The organism is Planococcus citreus, assembly GCF_003664125.1.
Classification (GTDB): Bacteria; Bacillota; Bacilli; order Bacillales_A; family Planococcaceae; genus Planococcus; species Planococcus citreus.
This window is the reverse complement of sequence record NZ_RCCP01000003.1, coordinates 319,946-345,325: the sequence shown is the minus strand read 5'-3', so window position 1 is coordinate 345,325 and position 25,380 is coordinate 319,946. Positions and strand designations below refer to the sequence as shown.

Genomic DNA, 25,380 nt, shown 5'->3' with positions numbered 1-25,380 from the left:
TTGCGGCTCTCGTTTTTTAAACAGCCTGTTTGCTGCTTTCTTCCACTTCGCGGCGCCATTTTCTTAGCGCACGCCGTTGCCTTGTGTCCCGGACTGTGTACCCTTTTGCACGGCCAAGCAAATGGATGCGCTCTGCTTCATGCGCGGAATCGATTTGCCCGAGATGAATCGCCAGAAAGAATTCCAAAAAGCGGATCGCTTCGATCTGTTCTCCAGTTGAAGTCGGATCTAACCTGTCCAGATTCAATTTCATTCGCTGCAAATCCGGAGCCCCGGGTTCATGGACTTTGGAAAAGCGTTTATAAAAAGCCATCATGTCTGAATACAAACTGCTGGTTTCTTTCCGAAGCTTGCTTCTGGTCATCACGGGAAACCCCTCCTTATTTTCATTTCGTCCGCATGTATCTATGCTTTAGGCAGTTAATGATTTCTACCCCTTTTCGCATTTGGCTACACCTGTTCCAAAATGAAAATTGTCCGGATGGTTAATTTGATTGTGGCTGATTGTCCAAATAAGCGTTGAGAATTTCCGCTGCCCGTTTGCGCACATGCACATAGGCATTGTCCATTGATTGTTTTTCGGTCACCGCTCCACCTGATACTGAATGCACTTCTTCGAAAAAGTGCATCAAGTCTTTGCGACTCTCGGGATCGATCACGCCGGATAATAAGATGACCGGCTTGCCATGGACAGCAGCCGCTTGCGCAATGCCAAAAGCCGTTTTTCCGGATAAAGTCTGCTGGTCGGACTTCCCTTCACCTGTGAAAATCAAATCACTCGACGCCACGCTTTCTGAAAATCCCGAAGCTTCAAGAACGACATCGATTCCGCGCTTCATTACGGCCGGGAAAAATGCCAGAAACGCGCCGCCAGCACCTCCTGCAGCCCCCGCCCCTGGATAGTCATGCAAAGACACGCCAGTCTCATTCTCCACGATATCGGCGTAATGGCTTAACTTTCGGTCCAGCGCCTCCGCCATCTTCCGATTCGCGCCTTTTTGAGGACCGAATACACGCGAAGCGCCGTTTGGCCCGGTCAGTGGATTATCGACATCACTCGCGATGACAAAATAGCAATCCTGAATACGCGCATCAAAAGAACTTGTATCTATCGTATAAAGTTTATCCAGTGCCCCAGCTCCTAGCGGCAGCAGATCACCTGAAGCATCGAGAAATCGCATGCCAAGCGCTCGCAGTATTCCTGTGCCCCCATCATTCGTCGCGCTGCCCCCAAGCCCGATGATGAAATCTCGAAATCCGGCGTCAAGCGCATGGCGTATCAATTCCCCAGTCCCTTCCGTCGAGGAATGCTCCGGGTTGCGCTCATTTTGTGAAAGCAAAGTTAATCCGGATGCCTCGGCAATCTCAATCACGCAAGTCTCGGCGTTCCCGAGCACTCCGTAACTGGCAGCGACCGGCTTTCCGAGAGGACCTGATACTTGATGCGTAACCATGCGGCCGTTTGTCGCTGCGATCAGATTCGCCATGGTGCCTTCCCCGCCATCCGCGGACGGCAATTCGATGACCTCGCTATCTGGCGCTGCATCCATTATCCCTTGTGCCATTGCACGTGCCGCTTGTTCAGCTGAAATGCTGCCTTTAAACGAATCCGGCGCCACAATAATCTTCATCCAATTCCCCCAATCTGAATAAATGCGATCGTCCAAAAAAATCTACCTATATTGAATGTACAAGTTTCAAAAAGTTGCGGCAAGATGTTTAAGTACGATTGGCATGTGGTAACTACTTAACAGAAGCGTTTAATGAGCTTCCCCTTCACCCCCAAATTTTTTGAAGGCCCGATGCAGGCAACTGCACCGGGCCATTTCTTTAGGTGCGCAATCAAAAAAATCCCCGCAGCAAATATTGCTGCGGGGATTTCTTCTTTAAATGATGCCTTGCCAGCGCAAGATCACTTCAGCGATCAACGCTGAGCCAATGAAAGTTCCGAGGAAGACCGCGATGGCGACCAAAAAGCTCCGGAAGCCCAGTTTGCGAAAATCTGCCCAGTTCGATCCGACCGATATGCCGGCATAAGCGAGAATCGGTGTGGCAAGCGCCAAAATACCGATCTGGCTTGTCCAGGCAACGACATAATCCGAACCTGGAAACCATGGCAAGGAAATGATAATGGCGAGTATGCCGATATAGCCGACTGCCGGCATGCTGAAGGGCAATGCTTTCTCCAACATCAACCCGACGAGGCTTACCGCAATCAAGACAAGCATTCCCGGAATCGCTTCCCATGGCAAGACGTCCATGCCGAACCAATTGCCGATCAAGGCGGCGACGCCGAAAATAGCCAATACCCAAGTCCATTCGATGACACTCTTAAGCATTCGGCCCGCCTCCTTTCGCAGCTTTTCGTTCCGATCGTCTCATCATGATGCTGTACAATTTCTCCGTCAGCGGCAAGCCGATGAAGATACTGAAATACAAACCGGTGGAAAGCGACAATAAATTACTCGCCCCCGCAAAAGCGACAATCTGTTCCTCCAATTCCGGATAAGCCCCGATCAGCGAACCACTGGCCGCAGCCATCATCGACCCGCTCCCGACGCCCGATGCCATGGCGAACGACAGAGGATGCAGCGGCGTCGCCGTCGCAAGCAATCCAGATATCAAGCCGAGAAAAACGGCTCCGAACACTGTTCCGAAAATATAGACCGCCATGACGCCGCGGCCCTCTGGCGAAGAGAATCCGAATTTGTTGACGATCAGCCCGACATTCGGCTCACGTGCAATCGAGTGGGTCATGCCGATACTTTCACGACGGAATCCGAGCAGCACCGCAAGCGGCAGCGCCAGGAAAATCGTTCCCAAATTGCCAAGTTCCTGCAACAAAAGCGCAGGCCCCGCTGCAATGATCGCTTCAATTTGCGGCCCGATCGTAACGCCAATTTTGGCAATGAGTAAAGTCACCCCTAAAATAATGAGCGGTTCTGCATTTTTGGCGTTTTTCTCGGAAATGAATGGCGTGAAATACAAGCCAAGCCCCAGAAAGAATGCGTATAGCATCGGTAATAATAGAATAACTCCTGGCCCCACAGCAATGCTGAACTGGCCGATCGCTTCTGTAATGGCTACCAAAATGAATGCAATTGCATGCAAACGCCAATCCTTAATGACGGTTTTCAATTCTACTTTCTCCATCGTTTCTCCTCGCTTTCTTCGGAACTGACAGCGATTCTTCAATCAAACCGCAATCCATAAACATAGTCTACGCTATATGACGGACGATTCAATAGATTTTTTAAATTTTGTTCGTTTTTTATTCCGAAGAAAGCATGTCATTTACAGAAGTGACAGATTTTTCAATCCATTTGAAAAAGCAGAAGCCTAAGCTTCTGCTTTTATTCCGTCGGATCGTACAAGGTGACGCTCTCGATGTAATTGATGTATTTCCTTAATTCTTTTGCCTGCTGCCGTGTGATTTCCCCAGCATCATACATATCGTAGATTTTGGCGCGTCCCATGTCCATGACATTGATGCGCAACTCCTCTTTTTGCATCTCGTAGCGTTCATCGTACAAGGTTTCGGGCCGTTTGAGACGGCTGATCATTTTCCGGTACTCGGTCAAAACTGCTTCGACGATGTCTTTGCGGGATGCTTTTTGATGATAGGCTTCCAAATTCTCCAGTGCAGCTTCAAGCGCCTTCAATTGCACCTCGCGGCCCACCTGGTATTCGACCAGCCGGATTTCCTCGTCCTGCCAATTCTCCCCGCGGAACCTGCGCCATGCACGGATCAATTTCCCTTGCAAATAAATCAATGTGGAACGGGCGTTATGGGCAATCGCCTCTTCACGTCGGTTCAGTGAATGCTCGAACGCTTCGTAGACCTCCCGTTCCATCCCTTCTGTCTTCTTCAGCCTTTCGATAAAGCGGCGCTCGGCTTTCAAAGCCCGCAGCCGCACTTCCTTCATGCGGCGCTGGTATTTCTTGTTCGCCTCTTTCGCTTCTTCACCTTCCGGCTGCACTTGCTGGAAGCGCAAACGGTATTCGTCCATTAATTCATAGGCTGCGGTTTCATTCGCTTCACTCAGTTCGGATTTTATGCGGGCGATCGATGCAAGCAGGAGGCGGCGCCTTGCTTCTTCCAAGTCGATCTTATCGTCGTCTTCGCCGCCTGCCAATTTTCCTTTACTGAGCAACGGCAAGCATGCAGTCGCAAGTAACAGCGTCAAAAGAATCGTCCCGACGGCGAGGAACAGCAGCAATGAACGTTGCGGGAAAATATAGCCGCCTTCAATGATCATCGGTAAGGACAAAATTCCGACCATCGTCACCGTCCCGCGTACGCCTGTCAGGCTGACGAATAAAGTCAGCTTGAGGCTTGGCTTTGCGGCATCTTCCATTTTGCCGAAACGGTATTCGTAGTGGGAAAATAAATAGGCCCAAATAAAACGGATGCCGAGCAGCATGGCGGTAATCGCCAAAACATACGACAGCAGGACGCTTTCATCCATACTCGGATTTTCCAACGCGCCGCTCATTGCGCCCGGGATGTTGAGCCCGAGCAGCAAGAAGATGATGCCGTTCAGCACGAAGGTGATGATTGTCCAAATGTTTTCCGTCAGCATCTGCTCTTCTGCGACCAGCGCTTCGGTATCTTCCTGCACAAGCGAATGGACAATTCCCCCAACGACCACGGCGATAACGCCGGATGCGCCTAACAACTCTTCCGCGATGACAAAGATGATAAACGGCGTCATGATTTGCAATAGCGAATGGAACGTAACATCATTGATCCCTTGTTTGCGGAACAATAAGCGGATACCGACGAACAGCAAAGCGATCACAGCTCCAAGAAGTGCACCCGCCAAAAACTTATAGGAGAAATTAAAAATAGCGGAGTATAGCGAGAAGGTCCCAGTGACGACTGCGGCGACTGCATAATTGAATGCGACGAGCCCCGAGGCGTCATTGATCAGCGACTCACCGCGCACTAGGCTCAGGACATTGCTCGGGATACGGACGCGCTGCGAGATGCCATTCACGGCCACAGGGTCCGTCGGCGATAGGATGGCAGCGAGTGCGAACGCAGCGGCAAGCGGAATGTCTTCAATAAGCCAGTGGATAAAGTAACCGCCGATCAAGGTCGTCAGCAGCACCAGGATGACGGCGTTGCCGAAAATCGGCCCCCGCATGCGCCATAATTCCTCGCGCGGAAAATGCCGCCCATCGTTGAACAGGAGCGGTGCGATGAACAGCAGCAGAAACCATTCGGCTTCCAATTCAAATGTAAAATCCTCGAAGACCAGCACGATGATCGTCCCGAGCGCCACTTGGATAAGCGCTGCCGGCACTTGCGGCACGTAGTGGCTCACTACATTGGAGACGAGAAGCGCGATCAGCAGGACCAGGATAGTCAGCAATAATTCCATCGATATTCCCCATTTACTTGTGATGATATGTGTATACCCCGTTTATGTTTTCGGTTATCCATTTCTTGCTTAGTTTCTAATTAGAATACATCCGTTTCGGGTAAACTAGAAGAAAGTACCGGTCGAAGGAGGTCCAGAACTTGTCACGTCAATCCTACCGCAAGGAAAAAAACCAACTGACTTATACCCAGCAGCACCTCGCCAACGAGCGCACCTATCTCGCTTGGATCCGCACAGCGATTTCCATCGTCGGCGTCGGGTTCCTGGCCACGAGCCTGCATTTCACGATGGGCGTCGTGCGCAATCCATTTGTCGATTTGTTCACGATCATACTCGGCATCTTCGCTTGTATTTTCGGCCTGGTCATTATTTTTACGGCCACGCGCACTTACCGGGAAAAGCGCCAACAGATCATCCAGGAAACCTTCTACTCCTCGAATTTGCGCATCAGCATGATTTCCACGATGCTGTCGATCATGATTATCATGGTCATCATCTATTTCTTTATCATTATGTGAATCATTTGCGGCTGAAGTTTATTAGCTTTCAGATCTGCCGCTAAAAGACAGGATATTTATCATACTTAACCCATAAAACTCCTAGTTATTTCCTCACGGATATAGTATTCTGAAATCAATCGATTTGACGAATACACGCTGTTCCCGCCCTGTTGTCTGGGCAGGACACCCGAAAGGAATTGACTCATGGCGACTCTCCCAAAATGGTTTATCGTTTGCCTGGCTGCTATCGGAACTTTGGCTATCAGCGGTGAACAGCCGTCGGCGGCTGACTCCGCCCCGCATGAATTTACTTTGCGCACTGCTCCGCTTGCGGTGATGCCTGAGCGATTGGCGAGAAACCACCGGGTGAGCTTGTCGGCAATCGGTGATGTACTCATCCATGAGCCGCTTTACGAAGATGCCAAGACAGGCAACGGGTATAATTTCGATTCCATGTTTGTGCCAATCCAGCCTTTCCTGGACTCTTCCGATATCACCGTCGCCAATTCCGAAAGCATTATCGGTGGCAGCGAAATCGGTGTATCTACCTATCCATCATTCAATAGCCCGTTCGAGCTGGGGGATGCCATGAAAAACGCCGGAATCGATGTTGTCTCCATGGCGAATAATCATACTTTGGACCGCGGTGTCCAGGCAATCGAGAACGCCATCTCCCATTGGCGGGATATCGGCATGGTGTCAACCGGTTCTCACCTGTCCGCAAAACAGCGTGCCGACATTCCGGTGATTGAGCGCAACGGCATCACTTTATCATTTTTATCCTATACATATGGCACCAACGGCGTCCCGACACCCGCCGGCCGGCCACATTTAGTCAATCGCATCGACCGGGAGTTGATCCAACAGGATTTGGCGTATGCGCGAAAGCATTCCGATGTAACGGTGTTAAGCCTCCATTTTGGCAATGAATACGAACCGATGCCGACGCAAGAACAAGCGGACCTCGCCCTGTTTGCCGCTGAGAACGGCGCAGACATCATCCTGGGCCATCACCCTCACGTCCTCCAGCCGCCTGCCTGGATTGACACTGCAGATGGACGGCGCAGCTTCGTCTTTTACTCACTCGGCAATTTCCTGTCTGGGCAAAAAGGCGTCGAACGGCGGATTGGCGGCATTGCCCATGTGGATATCGAGAAACTGGAAACTCCTGAAGGCTCAAGCATCGCCATCACCAACCCAGCGTTCACCCCGACCTTTGTCCAGCACGACAGGTTTACGGATTTTGAAGTTTTATTATTGAAAGACATCAATGACGAATGGAACGCCAATACGAAAGCCCATCTTGCCACTTGGATGACAGAACTGGAATTCCGCGAATAAAGGAGTGAATTGATGATGCAGGACTGGAAAACGGAGGAACGAAAAATATATACCCCTGCCGCCGAAGCCCACGCCGTACACATCCCGAAACAATTCTATTTTGTCATCGACGGCCATGGAAGCATCGGGTCTGAGGATTTCCACGAACGCCTTCGCGTATTGACTGCCCTGTCGGAAGCGGTTCGGGCGATGCCAGGACACGGCTATTGCCCGCCTGGATTTGCGGATTACTCCATTTATCCGCCGGAAACGCTCTACCATACAGACAACCAAGACGGACTGCCAACAACTTTCTCGTTGATGGTCCGCCAGCCGGATTTCATCGATAACGAAACGATCGACCGTGCGTTCAATTTGATCCACAAAGAGCGAAAGTTCCCGCTGCTTCCCGAAGTGGCATTCGAGGAGTTCGAAGATGGGCTATCGGTTCAATTGCGCAGCTCCAAAAAGCTTGAACCGGCCGGGGACGCTTTTAAGAAAATCGACCATTTCCTGCTGGCGAATGCCTTGAAGCGCCGCAACTTCCACTACCGCGAGATTTATCCAGGACATGGCCGCGATTTATTTGATGAAGTGGTGTACCGCGTGTTTGTTGAGGAAGCGCAGTAGCTGCCTGTCATGTGAGGGATTCAGCAAGCAAAGGAAAAGCCGTCCCGAAAAGTGTCTTCGCACTTTTTCCGGACGGCTTTTTCCATTACATCTGATTTTTCTTATAGTTTTCGTCTCGCCGGAAGTTCCCGACCACTTCCATCGTCTCGGTGATGCTGACGAAGGCATTCGGGTCGATTTCCCGGATCAAGGGCCGGACAAATGCCAGCTCGTAACGGGTGATGACGCTATGCAGCACTTTCACCTTGGCGCCAGTATACGCGCCTTCCCCGTCCGTTACCGTAATCCCGCGGTACAGGTTCGTCAATAGTTTCTTCTTCACTTCGTCGCCTTTTGCCGTCACCACCATCAAGCTGAGCTTAATATGGCGCGTATGGATTCGGTCGACGACGATGCCCGTGATATAAATTGATGCCATCGTGTACATCGCAAGCTCCCAGTTGAAGATAAAGCCCGAGATGAACACGACGCCGCTGTTCAAAGTGAACACCATAAAACCAAGCGGGATGTCGCGTTTCATTGTCAGCAACAGGCCGATGACGTCAAAGCCGCCGGTCGACCCGTAAAAGCGGATTATGATCCCGACTGCAGCGCCTGAAATGACGCCGCCGAAGACCGATGACAACAAGGCATCTTCTGTCACTTGGACAATCGGGATATACAGCATAGCAATCGACGTGACGGCCACCGAGAAAATACTATTGGCGATAAAGGTCTTGCCGAGTTTCATCCACCCGACAACCAGGATCGGCAGGTTCAGCAAAATCAACCAAATCCCCGAGTTGACCGGCGTCATCAAACCGAAAATCATAGCAACACCGGTAACGCCTCCTGATAAAATTTCATGTGGCAGCAAAAACATATTGAAAGCGATCGCCATAACAATGGAGGCAATGAAAATTGCCCCGAGGCGGTAAAATTTGTCCATTTTTTATTCTCCGTTCATCTAGTGGTAATGAGCGATGCCCGCATTCCGTTGATGGCGATGGGGCAAGGCAGCGATTCACATTATAGGGGGTGCGATCATAGAAAAGCAAGCACTTCTGACCGGATTTACAGTTTCTTTTCATTCACGGAATATTCGTCATTTGAATAGTGTTTCAAAAGCTTCAATTGAATGCCAGAAAAATTAAGACTAAAATAGAAGAAGACAGTGCACGGCGAGGAGAGATATTATGGATCCGTTAGACATCATCGACAATATGGACAAAATCATGCCAGTGTTCCAGCCGATCGTCAGTGCCGTCAAACACGACGTCATCGGCTACGAACTGCTCGGCCGCTACTTAGAACCGGACGGAACCAAATCACTCGGCGAATTCTTCAACGACCCGGAAGTTCCGGACGAGTACAAAACTGAAGTGGACCAAAGACTGCTCGAAATGGCACTCGATCAATTGCTTGCCCAAAACAATGACTGCCTACTGTTCATCAACCGCAACGCACGCCAATTGATGGCAGGAGACGGCGAAGATTTCCTGAAGACCCTGCTCGAATACCAGAAACGTGGCTTTCCGCTCGAACGCATTGTCCTCGAAATTACGGAGCACGATTTCAATGATGATTTCGATACACTCAACCACTTGCTTTTGTATTTCAAAACTTACGGGATCCAGATTGCTGTCGATCATGTGGGCGCGAAAAGTTCGAACATCGACCGCATCCGCCAGTTGCGGCCGCATATCCTGAAAATTGATATGAGCATCAGCCGCCACCATCAGCCCGATGCATTCCAGGACATCATCCATTCCTTATCGATGCTTGCCCACCGCATTGGCGCCCGCCTGTTATACGAATACATAGAAGACAACCATCAATTGTATTTCGCTTGGAAACACGGCGGGCATTATTACCAAGGCTATTATTTGGCCCATCCGGACCCTGCCCTGCTGACGACGGATTCCTTGTCCATCCATGTGGGTGATCAAGTAAAGGAATTCGTCCACCGCGAAAAAGCAATGGTTGGCGAACGCTTGGCCTATACCGCCCGTTCAGAAGAAAAACTCAAACGCTTGATGGGCAAATGGCAAAGCCCAGACTTTGCCGACCAGTTCATCCAGGAAGTGCTGCCGCTTTTCGAAACGGAAAGTTTCCGCATCTATATTTGCAATGGCGACGGGGAGCAAGTTTCCTCCAACTTCCGGAAAACTTCCGGCAGTTGGCAAGGTGAACCGCAGCAAATCGGTTCACACTGGGCTTTCCGGCCATATTTCCTGGAGAATATGATGCTTATGAAAGCGAGTCATAAAGGACGGCTTTCGGACATCTACGCCGATATCGAAACAGGGGAAATGATCCGCACATTCAGCTATCCGCTATCGGACGAATGCTTCCTGTTCATCGATTTAAGCTACGAATTTATTTCTGAAAATGATTATTTATTGTTTCAATAAATCACAGTCAAAAAAGGAACCCGAAGCAGCATATGCCGCTTCGGGTTTTGTCATTTCGCTTCCTTTTCCAGCTTGTCGATGTAATGCTTAAGTTTGTCTTTTTGCTCACCACTGATCTCAGGCAGTTCCGGGTTGATTTCCTCCAGCATTTCCACCATCACCCGGGCGATGATCAAACGGGAATACATCTCATCATCTGCCGGCAATATATACCAAGGAGCATGTTCTGTAGACGTGTTTGTCAGCATATCCTCAAAAATGTCTTGGTAATCCGCCCAATGCTCGCGTTCTTCGACATCGCTGAAGGAAAACTCCCAATTCTTCTCTGGGTTTTTCATGCGTTCGAGCAGGCGCTCAGTTTGTTCTTCTTTGGAAATATTAAAGAAGAATTTCACAAACGGAAAACCGTTCTCGAACATATAACGTTCGAAGTCATTGATCTGGCGATAGCGCCGGTTCCAAACTTCGCCGTCGATCAATTGATTGGGCAGCGGCTCTTCTTCAAGGAGATTATGGACACGCGTCGCAATCACTTCTTCGTAATGGGAACGGTTCAAAATTCCGATTTGCCCGCGCTCTGGCAAAGCTTTGTGCAAGCGCCATAAATAATCATGCTTCAATTCCTCTTCGGTCGGTTTTCCGAGCGTCGTCACTTTCAGCCCTTGGGCGGTCAAGTTCGAGAACAGGTAAGTGATAGCTTCATCTTTTCCAGCCGCGTCCATTGCCTGAAGGGCTACCACAATGCCTTTTTCTTCTTCTGCATGAAGCCGGACATGCCATTTTTTCAGTTCTTCAATCGTATCCTTCAATTGCTGTTCGATTTGCCCGGGTTCGGTGCCTTTATCTTCACGTGTCGGCCAGTCTTTCAAATCCACTTTGCGCCCAGCCTTCACTTTGTATTGTTGGGTATCCATGAAATCACTCCTTGAAATATAAATGGTTTTCTTTCCATACCCTTTTTCAGCATTTGGAATTACAGGGCTTTTTTCTCAATCTGTTATTTAATCTTTTCCCACCACAAGCTAGCAAAGGCTACACACAACTTGCACAAAAAAGCTCCTTCGAAACCCATACAGAGTCTCGAAGGAGCTTTTTCAATTGTGGACTATTCGTAGGCAATCGAACCGTCTGCCTTCTGTTCATACGTAATGTCTTCTTGTTCCATCAAGGAAATCAAGATTTCGGCTTTGTCGTCCGCTTGCTCTTTTTGGCGGTCCAGGATTTCATCCAGTTTCTCATGGATTTCCTCGACCTGGTTTTTCTGCAAAGTCTTTGTCATTTCACGCGTCAACTCGATTTGGGCAAAATGATAGGATTCCAATTGTGCAAGACGTGGATCGTCCGTGTCGAGTTCTTTGGACAATTGCTCCAACTTTTCCTCCATCTCATTGATATGGAGTTCGGTGAGTGAATTATGGTCATACAGGCGAATCAGTGAATTGCTCACTTCTTTGAGCACTTCCTCGCTTTTCTCGCTTTGGAAAATATACTGCTGGATTTCATCTTGTTCCGCATTCGCCGTCGAACGCTCCTCATTCCACGGAGCGACATAACTCGCGAAGGAATACACGTTCCATAGGATGAACAGCAGTAAAATGCCGCCACCGGCTTTCAGCCAAAGTCTGCGGCGGTGCGGATCTTTTTTATTGGATCGAAAATTTGGCGGTTCAGCCCCGGTTTCGGCGCTTTTTTCCGCTTCAATTCGATTGGATTCATTATGCGGATTACTGTCTGAAAACTGATTGTAATTAGCCATGTTACCCTCCGGACATCTATTCGTAACACGATTGTAACAAAAAACATTCAAAATAGCATCCGTTTTTTAAAAGAATCCAAGAAATTATGACAAAATTCGACAAAGTAATGCCATTTTTTTCGTTTCTCTTGGCCAATAAAGCGTCTCTCCATCACCCGCTTTGAAAGGTTAGTCCACCGCTTTTTTCGGGTAAACTACCTGCAAGCATCACCATCTCATCCAATTATCTTGTCATTGATCCACCATCCTTTTCTTGATGGCGATCAGAAAGAAAGGCGGTCTTTTTTATGCGCATTTCCTGTATGGGGAGTTTATTGATTTCAATTATCCTCTCGATTGTATTGACCATTTTGCTGAACTTGCTATTTTTCTAGCTGCCGCTGTAATTGCCGGGCCTTGGCCGCGAAAGCTTTGTATATATTAGAAATGGAGGAACTCCAGATGACCAGAACATTCGTGATTTTATTGATCGTGTCGGCGCTGTTGTTCATCGGATTCTATTTTGCCATTACGCTCTATAACCGTTTTGTCGGAGGATTTGTTTCAGCGGGAATTGAATTCCAAACAGCAGTCACCTTATCCGAAATGCTGTCATCCCATTTCCAGCCGTAAACTTCTTCAGCTAACGAAACCCCATCGCCTGAGCGATGGGGTTTCTTTTATTCACTGGGATTTTGTTGTGTGTTTCCCGCTTCAGATTTGCGGTAATCGAATTGCCATTGCACGCCGAATTTATCTTCTACGACGCCGTATGCTTCACTCCAATAGCTCTCCTCGAATTCAAAGATCACTTTGCCGCTTTCTGCCAGCTTCTTGAAATCGGCTTTCATTTCGCCCAGCTCTTCCGAACGGATGGACACGTGGAAATTGCTGCCGAATGTCGCCGGCTTGCCTGGCATCGCGTCCGATAGCAGCAAGTAATTGCCATAGAGCGGAATCGCCGCCTCCAAGATCAATTCCTTTAAATCCTCGTCGAGTTTCGATCCCGGGTTGTCGCCGTAATGGATGACGGAAACATCGGATACGCCAAAGACGCCTTCATAATATGACAACACTTCTTTGCAGTTTCCGTTAAAAATGATTTGTGGATGGATCGCCACTTCTTCGCCCCCTCTTGAACTGTCCGTATCGTCCTCTTTTCCCTTCCATTTCCAGCACTAAACTCGTGCATTTACTTCCAGGCGGGTAATTTTTTCATAAATGAATAGACGATCGGCCCCAAAAAGATGGCCGCCAAGAATAGATAAAACGATACCGAAGCGATGAGTACCGTGAAAATGCCGCTCCATAAAGCCGCCACCAAATACAAAAACAATAAAAGCACTGCCCAGACGATGCTGATGCGAAGAGCCGCATTTTTCATCCGGATGCGTCTTAGCGCGGCCAATCCCAATGACAACAAAAAAGCGGGTACCACCATCCACATTAACGTACTTGTTGCCATATCACCTCTTACGTCATCGTTCAATAACAGCGTGTCCGAACTGCCAGAAGTCACCATCGTCACCAACAGCCCGACAACAGTGATCAATGCATAAAGCCCCAAGCCGAACAATAGATCCTTGACCAATTCCACCGCTTTCCAGTTTTCCAACGCCTTCCCTCCTTGTCGTTCCCGGACTTTTTTCAGCTGCCCAGCATTCCGGAAAACAATTCGCTATTCCGTTTAGTTCGCCGCCATCCTGTGTTTCCCCTGCCGCCCATCCAAATCAGAACGGGTGCTTTGCAGAATCGGGATGCCGGCCCCTTAAAAATTTTTTCGTTTCATGGCTGTTTCCGCTTTGTAGTCATGGCCGGAATACACTAAAATTATTATGCAACTATTGACCTTCAAGGAGTGACGATACATGAACGAAACGATCCGCCAATTGACCGGTGACGACTTACAGGCTTTGCAGGACATGGATACCGGCATCGATGATGATTATGTCATCCGGGTATTCGACCGGATTTCCACAGGGCCGAACCGTTTATTCGGTTTGTTCCATGACGGCCGCCTGGCGAGTATCGGCGGCTATACCATTTTCGCAGGCAGCTATGCCATGCTTGGGCGCATGCGGAGCGATGTGCGCTTCCGTGGCCAAAGCCTATCCTCAAAGCTGATGGCCCATGTCCGGGATGCGGCACTCGTTCATCCGGGCATCCGTTTTGTCGGCGCCAATACACAGGAGTTCAATCTTCCGGCACAGCGCGTTCTCGAAAAAATCGGGCTGACCCGCCAAGCTGAATTGTTTTCCGCCATCGCCACGAATGTAGAGACTTTCGAAAGCGGCGCGGCAGTTTGGCGCAAAATCGAAAGCACCGAGGAAAAAATGCGCTGGCTCGAGGCGGTCTACATCCGTTCGGGACGGGTTTTTCCATTCGAATGCTATTACCCGTTTCCTGCAAGCCCGGATCTTTTTTCTGGCCAAGCGCTTGCACAATGGGACTTCTATGAAAATCCGGCCCGTGACCGGATCGTCATCACCAAACACGATGTGAAGAAATTCGATTACTTGCATACACTTTACCCTTGGGACGATTTATTTGAGCAGCCAGGGTTATGGGAAACCTTGCACGCACCACTCGAGAACATCCGCCGTGGTTCTGAGGAAGGCGCTTTTGTCTGGATGGATCTGACCCGCAAGCAAACAGGAACATTGCCGGAAGGTCATCCTTTCGATTTGCCATCCCCCTGGTTTTTATACGGCACGGATATCCATTAAGTTGTTCTCCTCCCCTTCTAAATGTTTAAGGCTCATTCTTAATAGGAAGACATAGAGTATAGAAGGAAAACACCCAAGGAGGAGAACATAATGACACAGCAGGAACATCGCCAAGAAGAAGTAGCAGAGGATTTGAAGCAGGAAATGCCGGTAAAGGAAGTGAAAAACGGCGTCGAGCTTTCGAACCCGCTTGAAATTGTCCAGCGCATGCTCGAAGTAGCGACCCAAGAACTCGAGCTGCCACAAGGTGTATACGAAATTCTCAAAAAGCCGAAGCGCATCTTGAAAGTATCGATTCCCGTACGCATGGATGACGGGACATATCGCGAATTCGAAGGCTATCGCTCCCAGCATTTGGACGTGCTCGGCCCGACAAAAGGCGGCGTCCGGTTCCACCCTGGCGTGACAGAAGACGAAGTCGCAGCCTTGTCGATATGGATGTCGATGAAAGCGGCCATTCTCGGAATCCCATACGGCGGCGGTAAAGGCGGAATCGTCGTCAATCCAAAAGAGCTGTCCGAACGGGAACTCGAGGAATTGTCCCGCGGCTTTATCCGCGAACTCGAACCGATCATGGGGCCTGAAAAAGATATCCCGGCACCGGATGTCAACACGACGCCTCAGATCATGGGATGGATGATTGATGAATTTTCCCGGCTGAAAGGCAAAAACGTGCCCGGCACGATCACCGGCAAGCCTTTGATTCTTGGAGGATCGGAAGGACGCGTCGAAGCGACCGGACGCGGCGTCGTCTTCACCATCGAAGATGCCGCCAAGAAAATGGGGCTTGAACTCGAAGGAATGACTGCAGTCGTTCAAGGCTTCGGGAACGTCGGATCGATCACCGCCAAATTATTACATGAACGCGGCGTGAAAGTGCTCGGCATTGTCGACGCTGGCGGCGGCATCTATCATAAGGATGGCCTGCCGATAGAAGAGTTGATCGGCTACGCCCAAACGACGGGCACGGTTGCCGGATACAATGGCTACGAATCGCTCAGCAATGAGGAATTATTCGCAGCCGATGTGGACATATTGGTGCCTGCCGCGCTTGAAAACCAGATCACTTCAGCTACCGGCCCGACCATCCGCGCCAAGATTGTGGCGGAAGCGGCGAATGGGCCCACGACACCGGACGGCAACGCCGCGATGGAAAAGAACGGCATCACCGTAATCCCGGATATTCTTTGCAATGCGGGAGGCGTTACGGTTTCCTATTTCGAATGGGTGCAAAATACGACCCATCTTCGCTGGACCGAGCAGGAAGTGAACGAGCGGCTCCACACCGAAATGACAGAGGCTTTTGACGATGTTTACGAAATGAAAGAACAAAAAGGCTGCACGATGCGCGAAGCAGCGTATTTGGTCGCTGTTGAACGCATTGCCCAAGCGATGGAAGCACGCGGCTGGATTTAGGAGAAGAGGCTGTTCCAAGAGCTCATGAAACAAGGCTCTTGGGGCAGCCCCTTTTTTCTTTTTGCCCGCGGATGTTTCCGAACGCCTGTTTACAGGTAGTGAATAGGAAAGGCCCTCACCGCCAGAAAAGGAGCACGACGATGAAAACAATCGATTACTGGGTCTATTTGGCCTTTTCCGCATTTAAATTATTTCTCTTCAGCTTATACACCGATACGCCGTTCAGCTTCGGCTTTTTCATGATCAGCTTCTCGAGCGCATTGATTCTTTCGAGCTGGACTTTATTGATTGATGCCCGCAAGCGGCGCTGGATTTTACTGTCGCTTTTGGCGCTCCACAGCATCCTGCTGATTTCGGACGTCTGGTATTACCGCTATTTCGGGGATCTGTTATCCGTTCAATTGATTCCCTCGATGACGCAAATGAATGATGTAGGCGGCGGCTTTTTGAGCTTGATCCGCTGGACGGACTTTTTCTTTTTTGCTGACTTCCTGCTGTTTCTCGCCTTCATTTTCGCCTTGAAAAAGCGCAGCCTAGCGCCAAGGCAGGCGACGAACGGTAAACTGGCAGCTGTGATTGCTGCAGTCGGCCTCTTGATATTTGCCGCCCCGCTCCTTACAAGCATCGCAAAAGGCGAACGCTGGCTGACGGGAGACGCTACCAGCAATATGCGCGAATACTACGAGCTTGGGTTTTGGGGCTACCATGGCTATGATTTCGGAAAAGGTGTCGTTTCCATTTTCCGCGAGCCCGAGCCATCTGAACGGGACAAAGCTCTGCTCCAGGAAGCTGCCGCAGAAGTCAGTACAGAAAACAAAGGCGAACAGCCAAATATTATCCTCGTCCAGCTGGAATCGCTGCAGCGTTCTGTCATTGGCCAGGAAATCGGCGGTGAAGAAGTGACGCCTTACTTGAACCAGCTCGAGGAGGAAATGCTGTATTTCCCTTCTTTCCATCATCAGACCCACGAAGGGCGCACATCGGATGCAGAATTCGTCATCAACACGTCGCTTCACCCGCTGCGCACAGGCTCTGTCTATACACGCTTCCCTGACAGCACGTTCGCCCCGCTTCCGGAAGCTTTGCGAAAAGGCGGCTATGATACAGCGGCTATGCATGCTTATGAAGCGAGCTTTTGGAACCGCAATACCGTGTATGAACATATCGGCTTTTCCCGCTTCTTCAGCGAAAAGGATTACCCTGATACGGAAAAAATCGGCATGGCGATCAACGATGAAGATTTTTTCCGGACTTCAGTCGAGCACATCCAAAAATTAGAAGAACCGTATTACGCGTTCATGATCGCCTTGAGCAGCCACATCCCTTTCACGATCCCTGAAGATAAAAAAGAGTTGTCGCTGCCGGGTTATGAAGATGAGTTGGTACAGAATTATTACCATACTGTCCATTATGTCGACGGTGCGGTCGAAGTGCTCGTCGATGAATTGAAACAGCAAGATATGTGGGACGATTCGCTGGTCATTTTCTACGGCGACCACGATAGTGGATTGACCGAAGAAGGGCGCGAAATGGCGACTAAACTTGACGCCAATGGAACAACAGAACAATTCGAATTGTTCCGGGAAGTCCCATTGTGGATCAAGCCGCCCAATCTTCCGGAAGGTGAAACGATCGAGACCGTCGGCGGCCAAATCGATTTGGCACCGACCATCCTGGAACTTGCAGGCATCGACCAAGGATTTATGCTCGGCACTTCATTGCTGTCGGACACTGAAAGACTCGTCGTTTTCCGCGACGGCTCGTTCCGAAAAGGCGATGTGTATTTCGAGCCTGACCTGACGTCTACCCCTGGATCAGGTGAATGCTACTCAATCGACAGCGGTGAAAAAATTGACGATGCGGATTGTGAGCCGTATATCGGTGAGGCGCTCGATCAATTGCGCATTTCGGATACCGTGATCGAAGACAATGGGCTGGACTATATCGAACAATGAAAAAAGCGTTGGACTCCAAGCTTGAGTCCAACGCTTTTTTATCTCATGACGCTGCCGCCGGAAATCTTCACCGATTCACCGACAATATTTGGGGCGGCATCCGTTAATAGGAACGCAATCGTTTGGGCGACTTCTTGAGGAGTCGACAGCCGGTTTGAAGGAATTCCCGACTGCGCTTCCTCCATCGCCTGCTCAATAGAGATTCCTTTTCGCTCCGCTTTTCTTTGGATGCTGGACCTTGCCATTTCCGTATCGACATATCCCGGGCATACCGCGTTGACTCGGATGCCGTGCTCAATCGCTTCCAAGGCCATTGACTGGGTCCAACCAACCACCGCGAATTTGCTTGCTGCGTAGGCCGTGTTTCCGGCAGTTCCGCGAAGACCTGAAAGAGAAGCGAGATTGACAATATCGCCTCTGCCTTCTTCCATCATGCGCCGGTATACCAATTGTGTCAGCATAAATGTCGATGTGTAATTGATGTTCATCAAGTGTTCCAAAAATTCCTGGTCCAGTTCTTCCACTTGCTTTCCGCCCGCTGCTCCGGCTGAATTGACCAAGCCGCCGATAAAGCCGAGTTGTGTTTCAGCGGTTCTGATCAGATTCTCGCGGCTATGAGGGTCCGTCAAATCCGCCGTTTGAGCATGCAGTTGACTGTCATCCATCATGGTTTTCAATTCGTTTTCCAACTGCTTCAGTTTTTCCGCATCGCGCCCAGTGATCGTCAGTTTCGCACCCATCTGCGCCACTGCCTTGGCTGTTTCCCAGCCGATGCCGCCAGTCGCGCCGGTGACCAAAATATGCTTTTCTGCTAATGCTTGTTTATCAAAAATACCCATGGATATACGCCTCCCTTGTGTGCAGTGTTTCCCTTAATCCCAGCGCATTTAAACATGCAAAGCAACTAACAGCTTAGAAGCGACGTAAAGGCACCATATGGTATATACTAATGGGAAGTGCACAAGTGCTGTCATTTTTTTCACTTCCAGCTATTTTATGGCTGAAGACGAATTTCATCACTATTTGGATTATCCGTTATATGGAGGGAAAAAAATGAACCAAAAAATGAGCGATTTCACCGAAACTTTGCGCCAGACCGATTACGCGCATATTTTATACCTGACTGAACAAACAGATGTTTATATAGAAAATGCCGTATCTTATGTCTTAGACGGCGTCCGAAATGGCGACCGTGTCCTGTTCGTCGAAAATCCCCGGATTTATCCCCAGATTGAAAAAAAGCTTCAGCAGCTATTGACTGCCGAAGAGCTGGATTTAATCCATTATGTCAACAACTTCGATTTCTATTGGCGCAAAGGGAACTTCCATCCCGAGGCCATTTTGGAATATTTTGAGAGCGTCGTTGGATCTTTCACTGCGGATGGACGGAAGTGCCGGACCTGGGGCCATATCGAATGGGGCAGCCAGGAAAATATCGACCAGAAAATCATCGACTATGAAACAGAAATCGACCGCTCCGTCCCACGGCGTAAAGTCGTTTCCGTTTGCGCATACGATGCACGCCGTGTCTCGGATAGTTTGCGCGAACGGCTCATGTATTGCCATGGCTATTTGATGAAAGACCACAGCATTTCCGCATTATCATTTTATGACGATCAAAAAGCCCGGAACTAAAAATTCCAGGCTTTTTTTATTTTCACCGCAAAGCTCTTTCGGATTGATGCATATTTCCTGCACACTGAGGGAATACTGAAACAACTGCCATCATATGGCAATGCTCGTATAGAATGAAGTGGAGGATACAACCATGAAAAAAGAAATCACAGTCGGCGCAGCCGAGTTGAAATGGGATTTGGAAACCGGGGAAGTGCTCTTCGATGGCGGCGATGTCGTCTTTTTCTGGACTTCTGCTATGGAAACCTTTTTCGACACCATCCGGGAAATCACCGGCACCGAAGCGACTGATCTGGTGCTTGAGACCACCGGGTTCAGGCAAGGAATCGTTGTTGGGGAAGGTTTCCGCGAACTGAAGAATATCGATGCCAGCAATGTGGTCGAATGGATTTCCAATACGTATGCCCCGGCTGGCTGGGGCAAAGTGGAAATTGTCGAGATGGACATCGAGCAATACACGTTCACGATGCATATACAGGATGATTGGGAATTCAAAATGAACCAATTGAACCGCAAAGGCACTAAAGGAATTTTCGTCCCTTCCCATTACGCCGGCGTTTTAACGGGATTATTCGGCCAGAACTTCTGGTACCGCACCATCCGCTACCAAAACGACGAACAGCCTTACAGCATTGTGGAATATTACCCGTCGGACGTCACCGTTCAGCAAAATATCCGGGAACTCGCAAGAAGACAGGAAGACCAACAAATCCGCCAGCTTGAAGAGATGGTCAACGAAAAGACCGACATGCTACAGAAACTGGTGCGTGAACTTTCTTCCCCTGTCATTCCGGTGCTTGAAGGCATCATCGTCGTGCCAATGATCGGAAGCTACGACGAAGACCGCACAGAAGACCTGATCAACAACACATTAAACGAACTACCAAAGCATAAGGCAGAATTTTTGCTGCTTGATCTGACAGGATTAAACCGCAATATTTCAGAGCATACCGCGCAGCTGATCGATAAATTAGCGGCAGCTGCACGTTTGCTCGGCACAGAAACGATTCTGGTCGGCGTTTCGCCGGAGCTCGCCATGATTATCACGCGGACGATGCAGGACCTGTCGAAATTCGAAACTTTGCAGAGCCTGCAGCATGGCATCTATTATGCGCTTGGCCGAAGCGGACGTTCCATCAGCCCAAAAAACAAGTGAAACGAGAAGTTATCTCGTTTCACTTGTTTTTTTCATGCCCTCTGGCAGGCGGCTGTTTCAAGAACCGCCCGCCTGTATTCATATAAATCAAAGCCGCTCCGGTAAATCCAAGAAACAAGGCGACGCCGATATAAAACATCCAACTTTTCTCAAGCAACATGCCAGCAAGCCAAAACAGCATACTGAATGCCAAAGCGAATAATAACTTCCCGATAAAACGGGCCATAGCCGGGCCGTCGTATTTCGCTTTTTCTTCTTTGGGCATCGTGTTATAGCCAGCGATTAAAAAGGTGCCTTTGCCTTGCAGCATATAAAGCCCTAGGAGCACCAGCATGAGCGCCACCCCGCCGATTACCAAAGCTCCAGATTTCATTTCATCCATTGAACCCCCGCCTTGCCGCTTGAATTCCTTCTCTATGTTTTTCATTCGGCAAAGACTCAGAAATTCCTTTTCAAGCATAAGAAAATCCCGCACCCGTCTTCCCTGTGCAGGATTTTCTGTCAACCACTTCCACATTTTCCGTTAATGTGTCCAATTTTTGAATGAGAATACCATCCCGATGATGACAACAGCTATCCCGCCGAAAATGAGCATGGGCAACAGCCCGACAATGTCGGTCATCTCAAGGGCACCTCCTTTTTTCTAATCATACGCCCATATTCATAAAAACGCCACAAAATTGTTTGATTTTTCAGTCACTATCGGTTGCGCTGTTTACTGAATAAAACTAAGATGACAATAAGAACCGCTATTAAGGCTATCAACACCATCAAGCTGATTGGGATCCCGAAATTCATCTTCCATTCACCTGCCCTCCTGTCTGGGATAAGAGAATTTGGCATGAATGAACCAGCATCTCCATCAATCATATTCAGCTAGTAAAAAAAGCCGCCGGCAAACCCGGCAGCCGTATGTTTACAATTTATCGATAACGGCCCGGTAAACCGGCGCCAATACTTTACGCAAGGCTGTAACAGGCGGCACTGGGCTTCTCTGTTGCCATTGAATCCATTCGAGCGCCACCAGGCTCAACACTAGCCAAATGGTGCCGGCGATATAGCCTGCCAGGACATCGCTTGGAAAATGCGCTCCCAGATAAATCCGGCTGATGCCAATCAGCACGATTAATACACTGAGCCCGAAAACCGATGCCCATTGCAACCACGGTTTCTGCTTGGTGCGGACGACCAAATAAATAAGAAATCCGTAAAAGATCAGTGAGCCCATCGAATGGCCGCTCGGGAAACTATAGCCGACTGCATCGATCGTTTCATTGATGCTCGGCCGCTCCCGGCTGAATAAGTGCTTCAATAAAACCGTTAACAGCGAGCCGCCGCCGACTGCCACTAAATAGAACAAGACACCCCATCTGTCGCGCATCTTGACACCCAATATCCACAAGACGCCAATCGACATCAATACAAGAAACCAAACAGACCCAAGCTCGGTGATGATAAACATGACCGTGTCCATCCAGTTGCTTCCAATCGCTTCCAGTAACCGGATGGTGACAGCATCAAATACGGCCAATTCCTGATCTAGCATTTCATCAGCCAGTTCTGCAAACAAGACAATGAATAATGATGCCAGTCCCAGGCCAACAAGCAACACGATAAAAGCAAATCCCGATAATTTCGTTTCTCTATCCATCCAACCGCTCCCATACTTTTACTTACCGTCAGTTTACCCGACTTTGCCGATAAGTATGCCGCATCCTTTCAGTTCCGTGGTTCAAAGGCCTCTATTTGGGGAATAACTCAAATAGATAGCAATTCCAGCAAGAAAACGCCAAATTCTTGCTCATTGCCTCCACCTGGAAGGATGATCACCATGAAACTACCACTCCGGCTGCTTATACTAGCCGCCCTTCTGCTCACTTTCACTTCCTGCTCGGAAGCGTTATCGGAAAACCGCGGCCCCGCGGCACCTGATTTTGCATTGCCTGACCTCGACGGCACTGTCCACCATCTCGCAGACTACGAAGGCGAAAAAGTCTATCTGTTCTTTTGGGCATCCTGGTGCTCGATTTGCCTTTCCGGATTGAACGAACTAGAAGAATTGGCCGAAAGCGATAAAGACTTCACGATCCTCACCGTCATCTCCCCCGGAACATACGCGGAACGAAATGCCAATGAGTTCAAAGCTTGGTTCTCGACCATCGACCATGACGGCGATTTCATCGTCTTGCTCGATGATGGAGGAGAGGTATTCGGGCAATTTGAAATGGAGGCCTATCCTAGCTCTGCCTGGATCAACTCCGCTGGGAGAATTACCGAACAACGCACCGGCCACGTGACCAATGATGAAATACTCGAATTGATGAATTCGATTCGCTAGAAAGGCGGAACCACTGATGAAACAATATTTTCTACCCCTGCTCTTATTATTGCTGTTAGCGGGCTGTTCAAGCGAAGCAGTTACCGACTCTACTACCGCCTCCTCCTCCTCTTCTTCTTCGGAATCGCGCTTTCCCGATAATCCCAACGAAGAACTGGAATTCGATACCGAAAACCTGGAAGACATTTGGTTTGCCGGTGGCTGTTTCTGGGGCGTTGAAGCCTATATGGCACGCATCTACGGCGTCTATGAAGTGACGTCCGGCTATGCAGGCGGAACGATTGAAGACCCGACTTACGAAGAAGTGCTGACAGGCGATACCGGCTATGCCGAAACCGTCCATTTGCGCTATGACCCGGAACGCGTTTCGCTCGAGGAGCTGCTCGACCGTTACTTCCTGATCATCGACCCGACACTCGTCGACCAGCAAGGCAATGATCGCGGCAACCAATACCGGACCGCAATTTTCTATGACGACCCATCCGCTGTGGCGGCAATCGATGAGGCCATTGCCGATGAGCAGAAAAAATACGATAAGCCGATTGTTACCGAAGTCGAGCCGATGACAAATTATTATCTCGCGGAAAACTACCATCAAGACTATTTGGAGAAAAATCCAGATGGCTATTGCCATGTTGATTTCACAAGCTTAGAAGACCAAGAAGTTCCGCAATTGATCGATCCGGCTGATTATCCGAAACCGGATGAAGAGGAAATCCGTGAGATGCTGACGGATGAACAATACCGCGTCACCCAGGAAGACGGAACGGAGACTGCATTCGATAATGAATACGATGGCTTTTACGAGCCTGGCATCTATGTCGACATTGTCACAGGCGAACCGCTCTTTTCTTCCAAAGATAAATACGATTCCAAGACCGGCTGGCCGAGCTTTACGAAGCCAATCGACCCGGCAGTCGTCACCGAGCACGACGATCTTTCCCTGTTCGGTATGCAGACCGAAATCAGGAGCCGCGCGGGCGATAGCCATTTGGGACATGTCTTTGAAGACGGGCCTGAAGATGCAGGCGGTTTGCGCTATTGCATGAACAGTGCAGCACTGCGTTTTGTGCCGCTCGAAGAGATGGAAACGCAAGGTTACGGATACCTGACCGACAAAGTAAACTGATAACAAACAAAAGCCGGAACCCCGTTCGAACGGGGTTCCGGCTTTTTGGTGATGGTTTCGCCATTTATTGGCTTTCGGCCCGCTTCACCAAGCGGCGTTCCAAAATGCCTTCGACGATCATAAAATTTTCGTGGCATTTCGGGCGGTACCGGCCTTTAGCAATGCCTTCGATCGTCAAGCTGCTGACGCCATATTTCATGCCTAAGTGTTCCGCAGGAAATTCTTCAATATGATAGAAATACAAGATGCTGTAGACGGCCTCATCGCTGAGCCTGTTTAACTCGTGTGCTGTTGTCATAGCGTTCGACCTCCCCATCAGGATGCTCCCCGGTGCGCCCGGCTTTATATTGTTGATAACCTTTAATAAAGCGCTCATAGCTGGCTGCAAAAGCAGCGCTGATTTTTTTCATCTCGTTGTGGTTTCCCATATTGAACACTCCCATCAAAAGTTTACCGCTCAGTAAGTTTCCACCAGATATTTTTCAATCCGGTTGAATCCCCTGTAGCAATCTCTTCTCACATGGCCGGACAGCAAATCCTCCAAAGACTCAGCGCTAATCTGAAAGCGCTGGGCCAACTCTTTAGTTTCATAGCCTTTCACTTTCCACAAGTACAGGATCAGGTAAATGTCTTCATCGCCCAGTTTAATTAGGTCACTCCGATTACCCATTGAAATTACCGCCTTCCACTTGGTTTGGATTATTTACGCTGGCTGTTCCAGGCAGCCAATCGCTGAACTCAGCCTTGTAACGAATACTTTCGGTGACTCATGGCAACGGATCCTTACCCAAAACCCGTCTTCATGGGGTTCAGCTGTCTGCAGGTAGTCCGTCGGCAGCGGCATTGGGTGGGAGACAAGCGCCTGGATAAAAACAGGTAGCTCTTCATGGCTCATCCAAACATCCACTTGATTGATAGCTGTACCGCCGTTATCATAGCCGAGAAACCGGATCGTCCCTCCTGTAGTCCCATTGCCGATTCGGGTGCTGCTTTTCACTTGTGATTGTGATTCTTGCCAAGCGTTCCCCAATGGCTTAACAAGTTCTCCCCTTTCTTCCAT

29 protein-coding genes are annotated in these 25,380 nt (G+C 49.4%); 12 read left to right on the top strand and 17 right to left on the bottom strand.

Annotated features, from left to right (window positions below; all coding sequences use genetic code 11):
- Positions 1–16: 16 nt before the first annotated feature.
- The 5 genes from DFR62_RS11860 to DFR62_RS11840 form a co-directional block, all read right to left on the bottom strand.
- Positions 17–364, bottom strand: coding sequence for a hypothetical protein (locus DFR62_RS11860; RefSeq protein WP_167456533.1), 348 nt, complete (start codon positions 362–364; stop codon positions 17–19).
- A gap of 121 nt (positions 365–485) precedes the next feature.
- On the bottom strand, positions 486–1,631 hold the full coding sequence (locus DFR62_RS11855) for a glycerate kinase (RefSeq protein WP_121300572.1): 1,146 nt from the start codon (positions 1,629–1,631) through the stop codon (positions 486–488).
- 255 nt (positions 1,632–1,886) lie between these two features.
- A complete protein-coding gene (locus DFR62_RS11850) occupies positions 1,887–2,339 on the bottom strand; it encodes a hypothetical protein (RefSeq protein ID WP_101805356.1) in 453 nt (150 codons plus the stop codon).
- Positions 2,332–3,153 carry a DUF3100 domain-containing protein gene (locus DFR62_RS11845; RefSeq protein WP_121300571.1) on the bottom strand — a complete coding sequence of 274 codons (822 nt, stop codon included), beginning with the start codon at positions 3,151–3,153 and terminating at the stop codon, positions 2,332–2,334. The genes DFR62_RS11850 and DFR62_RS11845 overlap by 8 nt, the downstream gene beginning before the upstream one ends.
- Before the next feature lie 200 nt (positions 3,154–3,353).
- A complete protein-coding gene (locus tag DFR62_RS11840; protein WP_121300570.1) occupies positions 3,354–5,387 on the bottom strand; it encodes a Na+/H+ antiporter in 2,034 nt (677 codons plus the stop codon).
- Between the two features lie 140 nt (positions 5,388–5,527).
- Between DFR62_RS11840 and DFR62_RS11835 the strand changes: the two genes are divergently transcribed.
- From DFR62_RS11835 to DFR62_RS11825, 3 genes are all read left to right on the top strand, one after another.
- Complete coding sequence (locus DFR62_RS11835) at positions 5,528–5,905, top strand: YidH family protein (protein WP_121300569.1); 378 nt, start codon at positions 5,528–5,530, stop codon at positions 5,903–5,905.
- Positions 5,906–6,091: 186 nt separating this feature from the next.
- A complete protein-coding gene (locus DFR62_RS11830; RefSeq protein WP_121300568.1) occupies positions 6,092–7,228 on the top strand; it encodes a CapA family protein in 1,137 nt (378 codons plus the stop codon).
- 12 nt (positions 7,229–7,240) lie between these two features.
- Positions 7,241–7,837, top strand: coding sequence for a hypothetical protein (locus tag DFR62_RS11825; RefSeq protein ID WP_121300567.1), 597 nt, complete (start codon positions 7,241–7,243; stop codon positions 7,835–7,837).
- A gap of 85 nt (positions 7,838–7,922) precedes the next feature.
- On the opposite strand, the gene DFR62_RS11820 is transcribed toward DFR62_RS11825, so the two are convergent.
- On the bottom strand, positions 7,923–8,765 hold the full coding sequence (locus DFR62_RS11820) for a YitT family protein (protein ID WP_121300566.1): 843 nt from the start codon (positions 8,763–8,765) through the stop codon (positions 7,923–7,925).
- Positions 8,766–9,012: 247 nt separating this feature from the next.
- Here DFR62_RS11820 and DFR62_RS11815 point away from each other — a divergent pair, with 247 nt between their 5' ends.
- Positions 9,013–10,230 (top strand): EAL domain-containing protein, encoded by a 1,218-nt coding sequence (locus DFR62_RS11815; protein ID WP_121300565.1) that lies wholly within the window; start codon positions 9,013–9,015, stop codon positions 10,228–10,230.
- 50 nt (positions 10,231–10,280) lie between these two features.
- On the opposite strand, the gene DFR62_RS11810 is transcribed toward DFR62_RS11815, so the two are convergent.
- On the bottom strand, positions 10,281–11,144 hold the full coding sequence (locus DFR62_RS11810) for a PPK2 family polyphosphate kinase (protein WP_121300564.1): 864 nt from the start codon (positions 11,142–11,144) through the stop codon (positions 10,281–10,283).
- A gap of 191 nt (positions 11,145–11,335) precedes the next feature.
- Positions 11,336–11,986 carry a hypothetical protein gene (locus DFR62_RS11805; RefSeq protein ID WP_121300563.1) on the bottom strand — a complete coding sequence of 217 codons (651 nt, stop codon included), beginning with the start codon at positions 11,984–11,986 and terminating at the stop codon, positions 11,336–11,338.
- Between the two features lie 441 nt (positions 11,987–12,427).
- On the opposite strand from DFR62_RS11805, the gene DFR62_RS17410 reads away from it, so the two are divergent.
- The gene (locus DFR62_RS17410; RefSeq protein ID WP_158290794.1) at positions 12,428–12,598 is read left to right on the top strand and encodes a hypothetical protein; all 171 of its coding nucleotides are present in this window, start codon (positions 12,428–12,430) and stop codon (positions 12,596–12,598) included.
- 47 nt (positions 12,599–12,645) lie between these two features.
- Here DFR62_RS17410 and DFR62_RS11800 read toward each other — a convergent pair whose 3' ends face one another.
- The gene (locus DFR62_RS11800; protein ID WP_121300562.1) at positions 12,646–13,086 is read right to left on the bottom strand and encodes a VOC family protein; all 441 of its coding nucleotides are present in this window, start codon (positions 13,084–13,086) and stop codon (positions 12,646–12,648) included.
- A 71-nt stretch (positions 13,087–13,157) separates the two neighbouring features.
- Positions 13,158–13,580, bottom strand: a complete 423-nt coding sequence (locus tag DFR62_RS11795; RefSeq protein WP_121300561.1) for a hypothetical protein — start codon at positions 13,578–13,580, stop codon at positions 13,158–13,160.
- Between the two features lie 253 nt (positions 13,581–13,833).
- On the opposite strand from DFR62_RS11795, the gene DFR62_RS11790 reads away from it, so the two are divergent.
- The 3 genes from DFR62_RS11790 (at position 13,834) to DFR62_RS11780 (ending at position 18,062) form a co-directional block, all read left to right on the top strand.
- The gene (locus DFR62_RS11790) at positions 13,834–14,691 is read left to right on the top strand and encodes a GNAT family N-acetyltransferase (RefSeq protein ID WP_121300560.1); all 858 of its coding nucleotides are present in this window, start codon (positions 13,834–13,836) and stop codon (positions 14,689–14,691) included.
- Positions 14,692–14,781: 90 nt separating this feature from the next.
- The gene (locus DFR62_RS11785; protein WP_338324980.1) at positions 14,782–16,107 is read left to right on the top strand and encodes a Glu/Leu/Phe/Val family dehydrogenase; all 1,326 of its coding nucleotides are present in this window, start codon (positions 14,782–14,784) and stop codon (positions 16,105–16,107) included.
- A gap of 140 nt (positions 16,108–16,247) precedes the next feature.
- A complete protein-coding gene (locus DFR62_RS11780) occupies positions 16,248–18,062 on the top strand; it encodes an LTA synthase family protein (RefSeq protein ID WP_121300559.1) in 1,815 nt (604 codons plus the stop codon).
- Between the two features lie 38 nt (positions 18,063–18,100).
- On the opposite strand, the gene DFR62_RS11775 is transcribed toward DFR62_RS11780, so the two are convergent.
- Positions 18,101–18,901 (bottom strand): SDR family NAD(P)-dependent oxidoreductase, encoded by an 801-nt coding sequence (locus DFR62_RS11775; protein ID WP_121300558.1) that lies wholly within the window; start codon positions 18,899–18,901, stop codon positions 18,101–18,103.
- 214 nt (positions 18,902–19,115) lie between these two features.
- Between DFR62_RS11775 and DFR62_RS11770 the strand changes: the two genes are divergently transcribed.
- Both DFR62_RS11770 and DFR62_RS11765 read left to right on the top strand, forming a co-directional pair.
- Positions 19,116–19,697, top strand: coding sequence for an MEDS domain-containing protein (locus DFR62_RS11770; protein ID WP_158290795.1), 582 nt, complete (start codon positions 19,116–19,118; stop codon positions 19,695–19,697).
- Positions 19,698–19,830: 133 nt separating this feature from the next.
- Entirely contained in the window at positions 19,831–20,853 is a 1,023-nt protein-coding gene (locus DFR62_RS11765) for an STAS domain-containing protein (protein ID WP_121300556.1), read from the top strand.
- Between the two features lie 19 nt (positions 20,854–20,872).
- Here DFR62_RS11765 and DFR62_RS11760 read toward each other — a convergent pair whose 3' ends face one another.
- Both DFR62_RS11760 and DFR62_RS11755 read right to left on the bottom strand, forming a co-directional pair.
- A complete protein-coding gene (locus tag DFR62_RS11760; RefSeq protein ID WP_241663082.1) occupies positions 20,873–21,235 on the bottom strand; it encodes a DUF3784 domain-containing protein in 363 nt (120 codons plus the stop codon).
- A gap of 534 nt (positions 21,236–21,769) precedes the next feature.
- Positions 21,770–22,504 carry a phosphatase PAP2 family protein gene (locus DFR62_RS11755; protein ID WP_121300555.1) on the bottom strand — a complete coding sequence of 245 codons (735 nt, stop codon included), beginning with the start codon at positions 22,502–22,504 and terminating at the stop codon, positions 21,770–21,772.
- A 180-nt stretch (positions 22,505–22,684) separates the two neighbouring features.
- Here DFR62_RS11755 and DFR62_RS11750 point away from each other — a divergent pair, with 180 nt between their 5' ends.
- Together DFR62_RS11750 and msrB are read left to right on the top strand one after the other, a co-directional pair.
- On the top strand, positions 22,685–23,191 hold the full coding sequence (locus DFR62_RS11750) for a TlpA family protein disulfide reductase (protein WP_158290848.1): 507 nt from the start codon (positions 22,685–22,687) through the stop codon (positions 23,189–23,191).
- 16 nt (positions 23,192–23,207) lie between these two features.
- Complete coding sequence (msrB, locus tag DFR62_RS11745) at positions 23,208–24,320, top strand: peptide-methionine (R)-S-oxide reductase MsrB (RefSeq protein WP_121300553.1); 1,113 nt, start codon at positions 23,208–23,210, stop codon at positions 24,318–24,320.
- Between the two features lie 64 nt (positions 24,321–24,384).
- Here msrB and DFR62_RS11740 read toward each other — a convergent pair whose 3' ends face one another.
- From DFR62_RS11740 to DFR62_RS11730, 4 genes are read right to left on the bottom strand one after another with little or no spacing between them, the layout of a single operon-like run.
- Entirely contained in the window at positions 24,385–24,618 is a 234-nt protein-coding gene (locus DFR62_RS11740) for a hypothetical protein (protein WP_058381483.1), read from the bottom strand.
- Positions 24,581–24,748 carry a hypothetical protein gene (locus DFR62_RS17405; protein ID WP_158290847.1) on the bottom strand — a complete coding sequence of 56 codons (168 nt, stop codon included), beginning with the start codon at positions 24,746–24,748 and terminating at the stop codon, positions 24,581–24,583. Before DFR62_RS17405 ends, DFR62_RS11740 begins: the two co-directional genes overlap by 38 nt.
- 29 nt (positions 24,749–24,777) lie before the next feature.
- Positions 24,778–24,990, bottom strand: a complete 213-nt coding sequence (locus tag DFR62_RS11735) for a hypothetical protein (protein ID WP_121300552.1) — start codon at positions 24,988–24,990, stop codon at positions 24,778–24,780.
- Between the two features lie 33 nt (positions 24,991–25,023).
- The gene (locus DFR62_RS11730; protein ID WP_121300551.1) at positions 25,024–25,380 is read right to left on the bottom strand and encodes a hypothetical protein; all 357 of its coding nucleotides are present in this window, start codon (positions 25,378–25,380) and stop codon (positions 25,024–25,026) included.

Coding starts and splice junctions, on each gene's coding strand:
- DFR62_RS11765 (WP_121300556.1), top strand. CDS start 19,831: ATGAAAAAAGAAATCACAGTCGGCGCAGCCGAGTTGAAATGGGATTTG.
- DFR62_RS11855 (WP_121300572.1), bottom strand. CDS start 1,631: ATGAAGATTATTGTGGCGCCGGATTCGTTTAAAGGCAGCATTTCAGCT.
- DFR62_RS17410 (WP_158290794.1), top strand. CDS start 12,428: ATGACCAGAACATTCGTGATTTTATTGATCGTGTCGGCGCTGTTGTTC.
- DFR62_RS11810 (WP_121300564.1), bottom strand. CDS start 11,144: ATGGATACCCAACAATACAAAGTGAAGGCTGGGCGCAAAGTGGATTTG.
- DFR62_RS11730 (WP_121300551.1), bottom strand. CDS start 25,380: ATGGAAGAAAGGGGAGAACTTGTTAAGCCATTGGGGAACGCTTGGCAA.
- DFR62_RS11860 (WP_167456533.1), bottom strand. CDS start 364: ATGACCAGAAGCAAGCTTCGGAAAGAAACCAGCAGTTTGTATTCAGAC.
- DFR62_RS11840 (WP_121300570.1), bottom strand. CDS start 5,387: ATGGAATTATTGCTGACTATCCTGGTCCTGCTGATCGCGCTTCTCGTC.
- DFR62_RS11740 (WP_058381483.1), bottom strand. CDS start 24,618: ATGACAACAGCACACGAGTTAAACAGGCTCAGCGATGAGGCCGTCTAC.
- DFR62_RS11850 (WP_101805356.1), bottom strand. CDS start 2,339: ATGCTTAAGAGTGTCATCGAATGGACTTGGGTATTGGCTATTTTCGGC.
- DFR62_RS11750 (WP_158290848.1), top strand. CDS start 22,685: ATGAAACTACCACTCCGGCTGCTTATACTAGCCGCCCTTCTGCTCACT.
- DFR62_RS11820 (WP_121300566.1), bottom strand. CDS start 8,765: ATGGACAAATTTTACCGCCTCGGGGCAATTTTCATTGCCTCCATTGTT.
- DFR62_RS17405 (WP_158290847.1), bottom strand. CDS start 24,748: ATGGGAAACCACAACGAGATGAAAAAAATCAGCGCTGCTTTTGCAGCC.
- DFR62_RS11805 (WP_121300563.1), bottom strand. CDS start 11,986: ATGGCTAATTACAATCAGTTTTCAGACAGTAATCCGCATAATGAATCC.
- DFR62_RS11825 (WP_121300567.1), top strand. CDS start 7,241: ATGATGCAGGACTGGAAAACGGAGGAACGAAAAATATATACCCCTGCC.
- DFR62_RS11830 (WP_121300568.1), top strand. CDS start 6,092: ATGGCGACTCTCCCAAAATGGTTTATCGTTTGCCTGGCTGCTATCGGA.
- DFR62_RS11845 (WP_121300571.1), bottom strand. CDS start 3,153: ATGGAGAAAGTAGAATTGAAAACCGTCATTAAGGATTGGCGTTTGCAT.
- DFR62_RS11735 (WP_121300552.1), bottom strand. CDS start 24,990: ATGGGTAATCGGAGTGACCTAATTAAACTGGGCGATGAAGACATTTAC.
- DFR62_RS11770 (WP_158290795.1), top strand. CDS start 19,116: ATGAACCAAAAAATGAGCGATTTCACCGAAACTTTGCGCCAGACCGAT.
- msrB (WP_121300553.1), top strand. CDS start 23,208: ATGAAACAATATTTTCTACCCCTGCTCTTATTATTGCTGTTAGCGGGC.
- DFR62_RS11785 (WP_338324980.1), top strand. CDS start 14,782: ATGACACAGCAGGAACATCGCCAAGAAGAAGTAGCAGAGGATTTGAAG.
- DFR62_RS11760 (WP_241663082.1), bottom strand. CDS start 21,235: ATGGATGAAATGAAATCTGGAGCTTTGGTAATCGGCGGGGTGGCGCTC.
- DFR62_RS11790 (WP_121300560.1), top strand. CDS start 13,834: ATGAACGAAACGATCCGCCAATTGACCGGTGACGACTTACAGGCTTTG.
- DFR62_RS11755 (WP_121300555.1), bottom strand. CDS start 22,504: ATGGATAGAGAAACGAAATTATCGGGATTTGCTTTTATCGTGTTGCTT.
- DFR62_RS11780 (WP_121300559.1), top strand. CDS start 16,248: ATGAAAACAATCGATTACTGGGTCTATTTGGCCTTTTCCGCATTTAAA.
- DFR62_RS11815 (WP_121300565.1), top strand. CDS start 9,013: ATGGATCCGTTAGACATCATCGACAATATGGACAAAATCATGCCAGTG.
- DFR62_RS11775 (WP_121300558.1), bottom strand. CDS start 18,901: ATGGGTATTTTTGATAAACAAGCATTAGCAGAAAAGCATATTTTGGTC.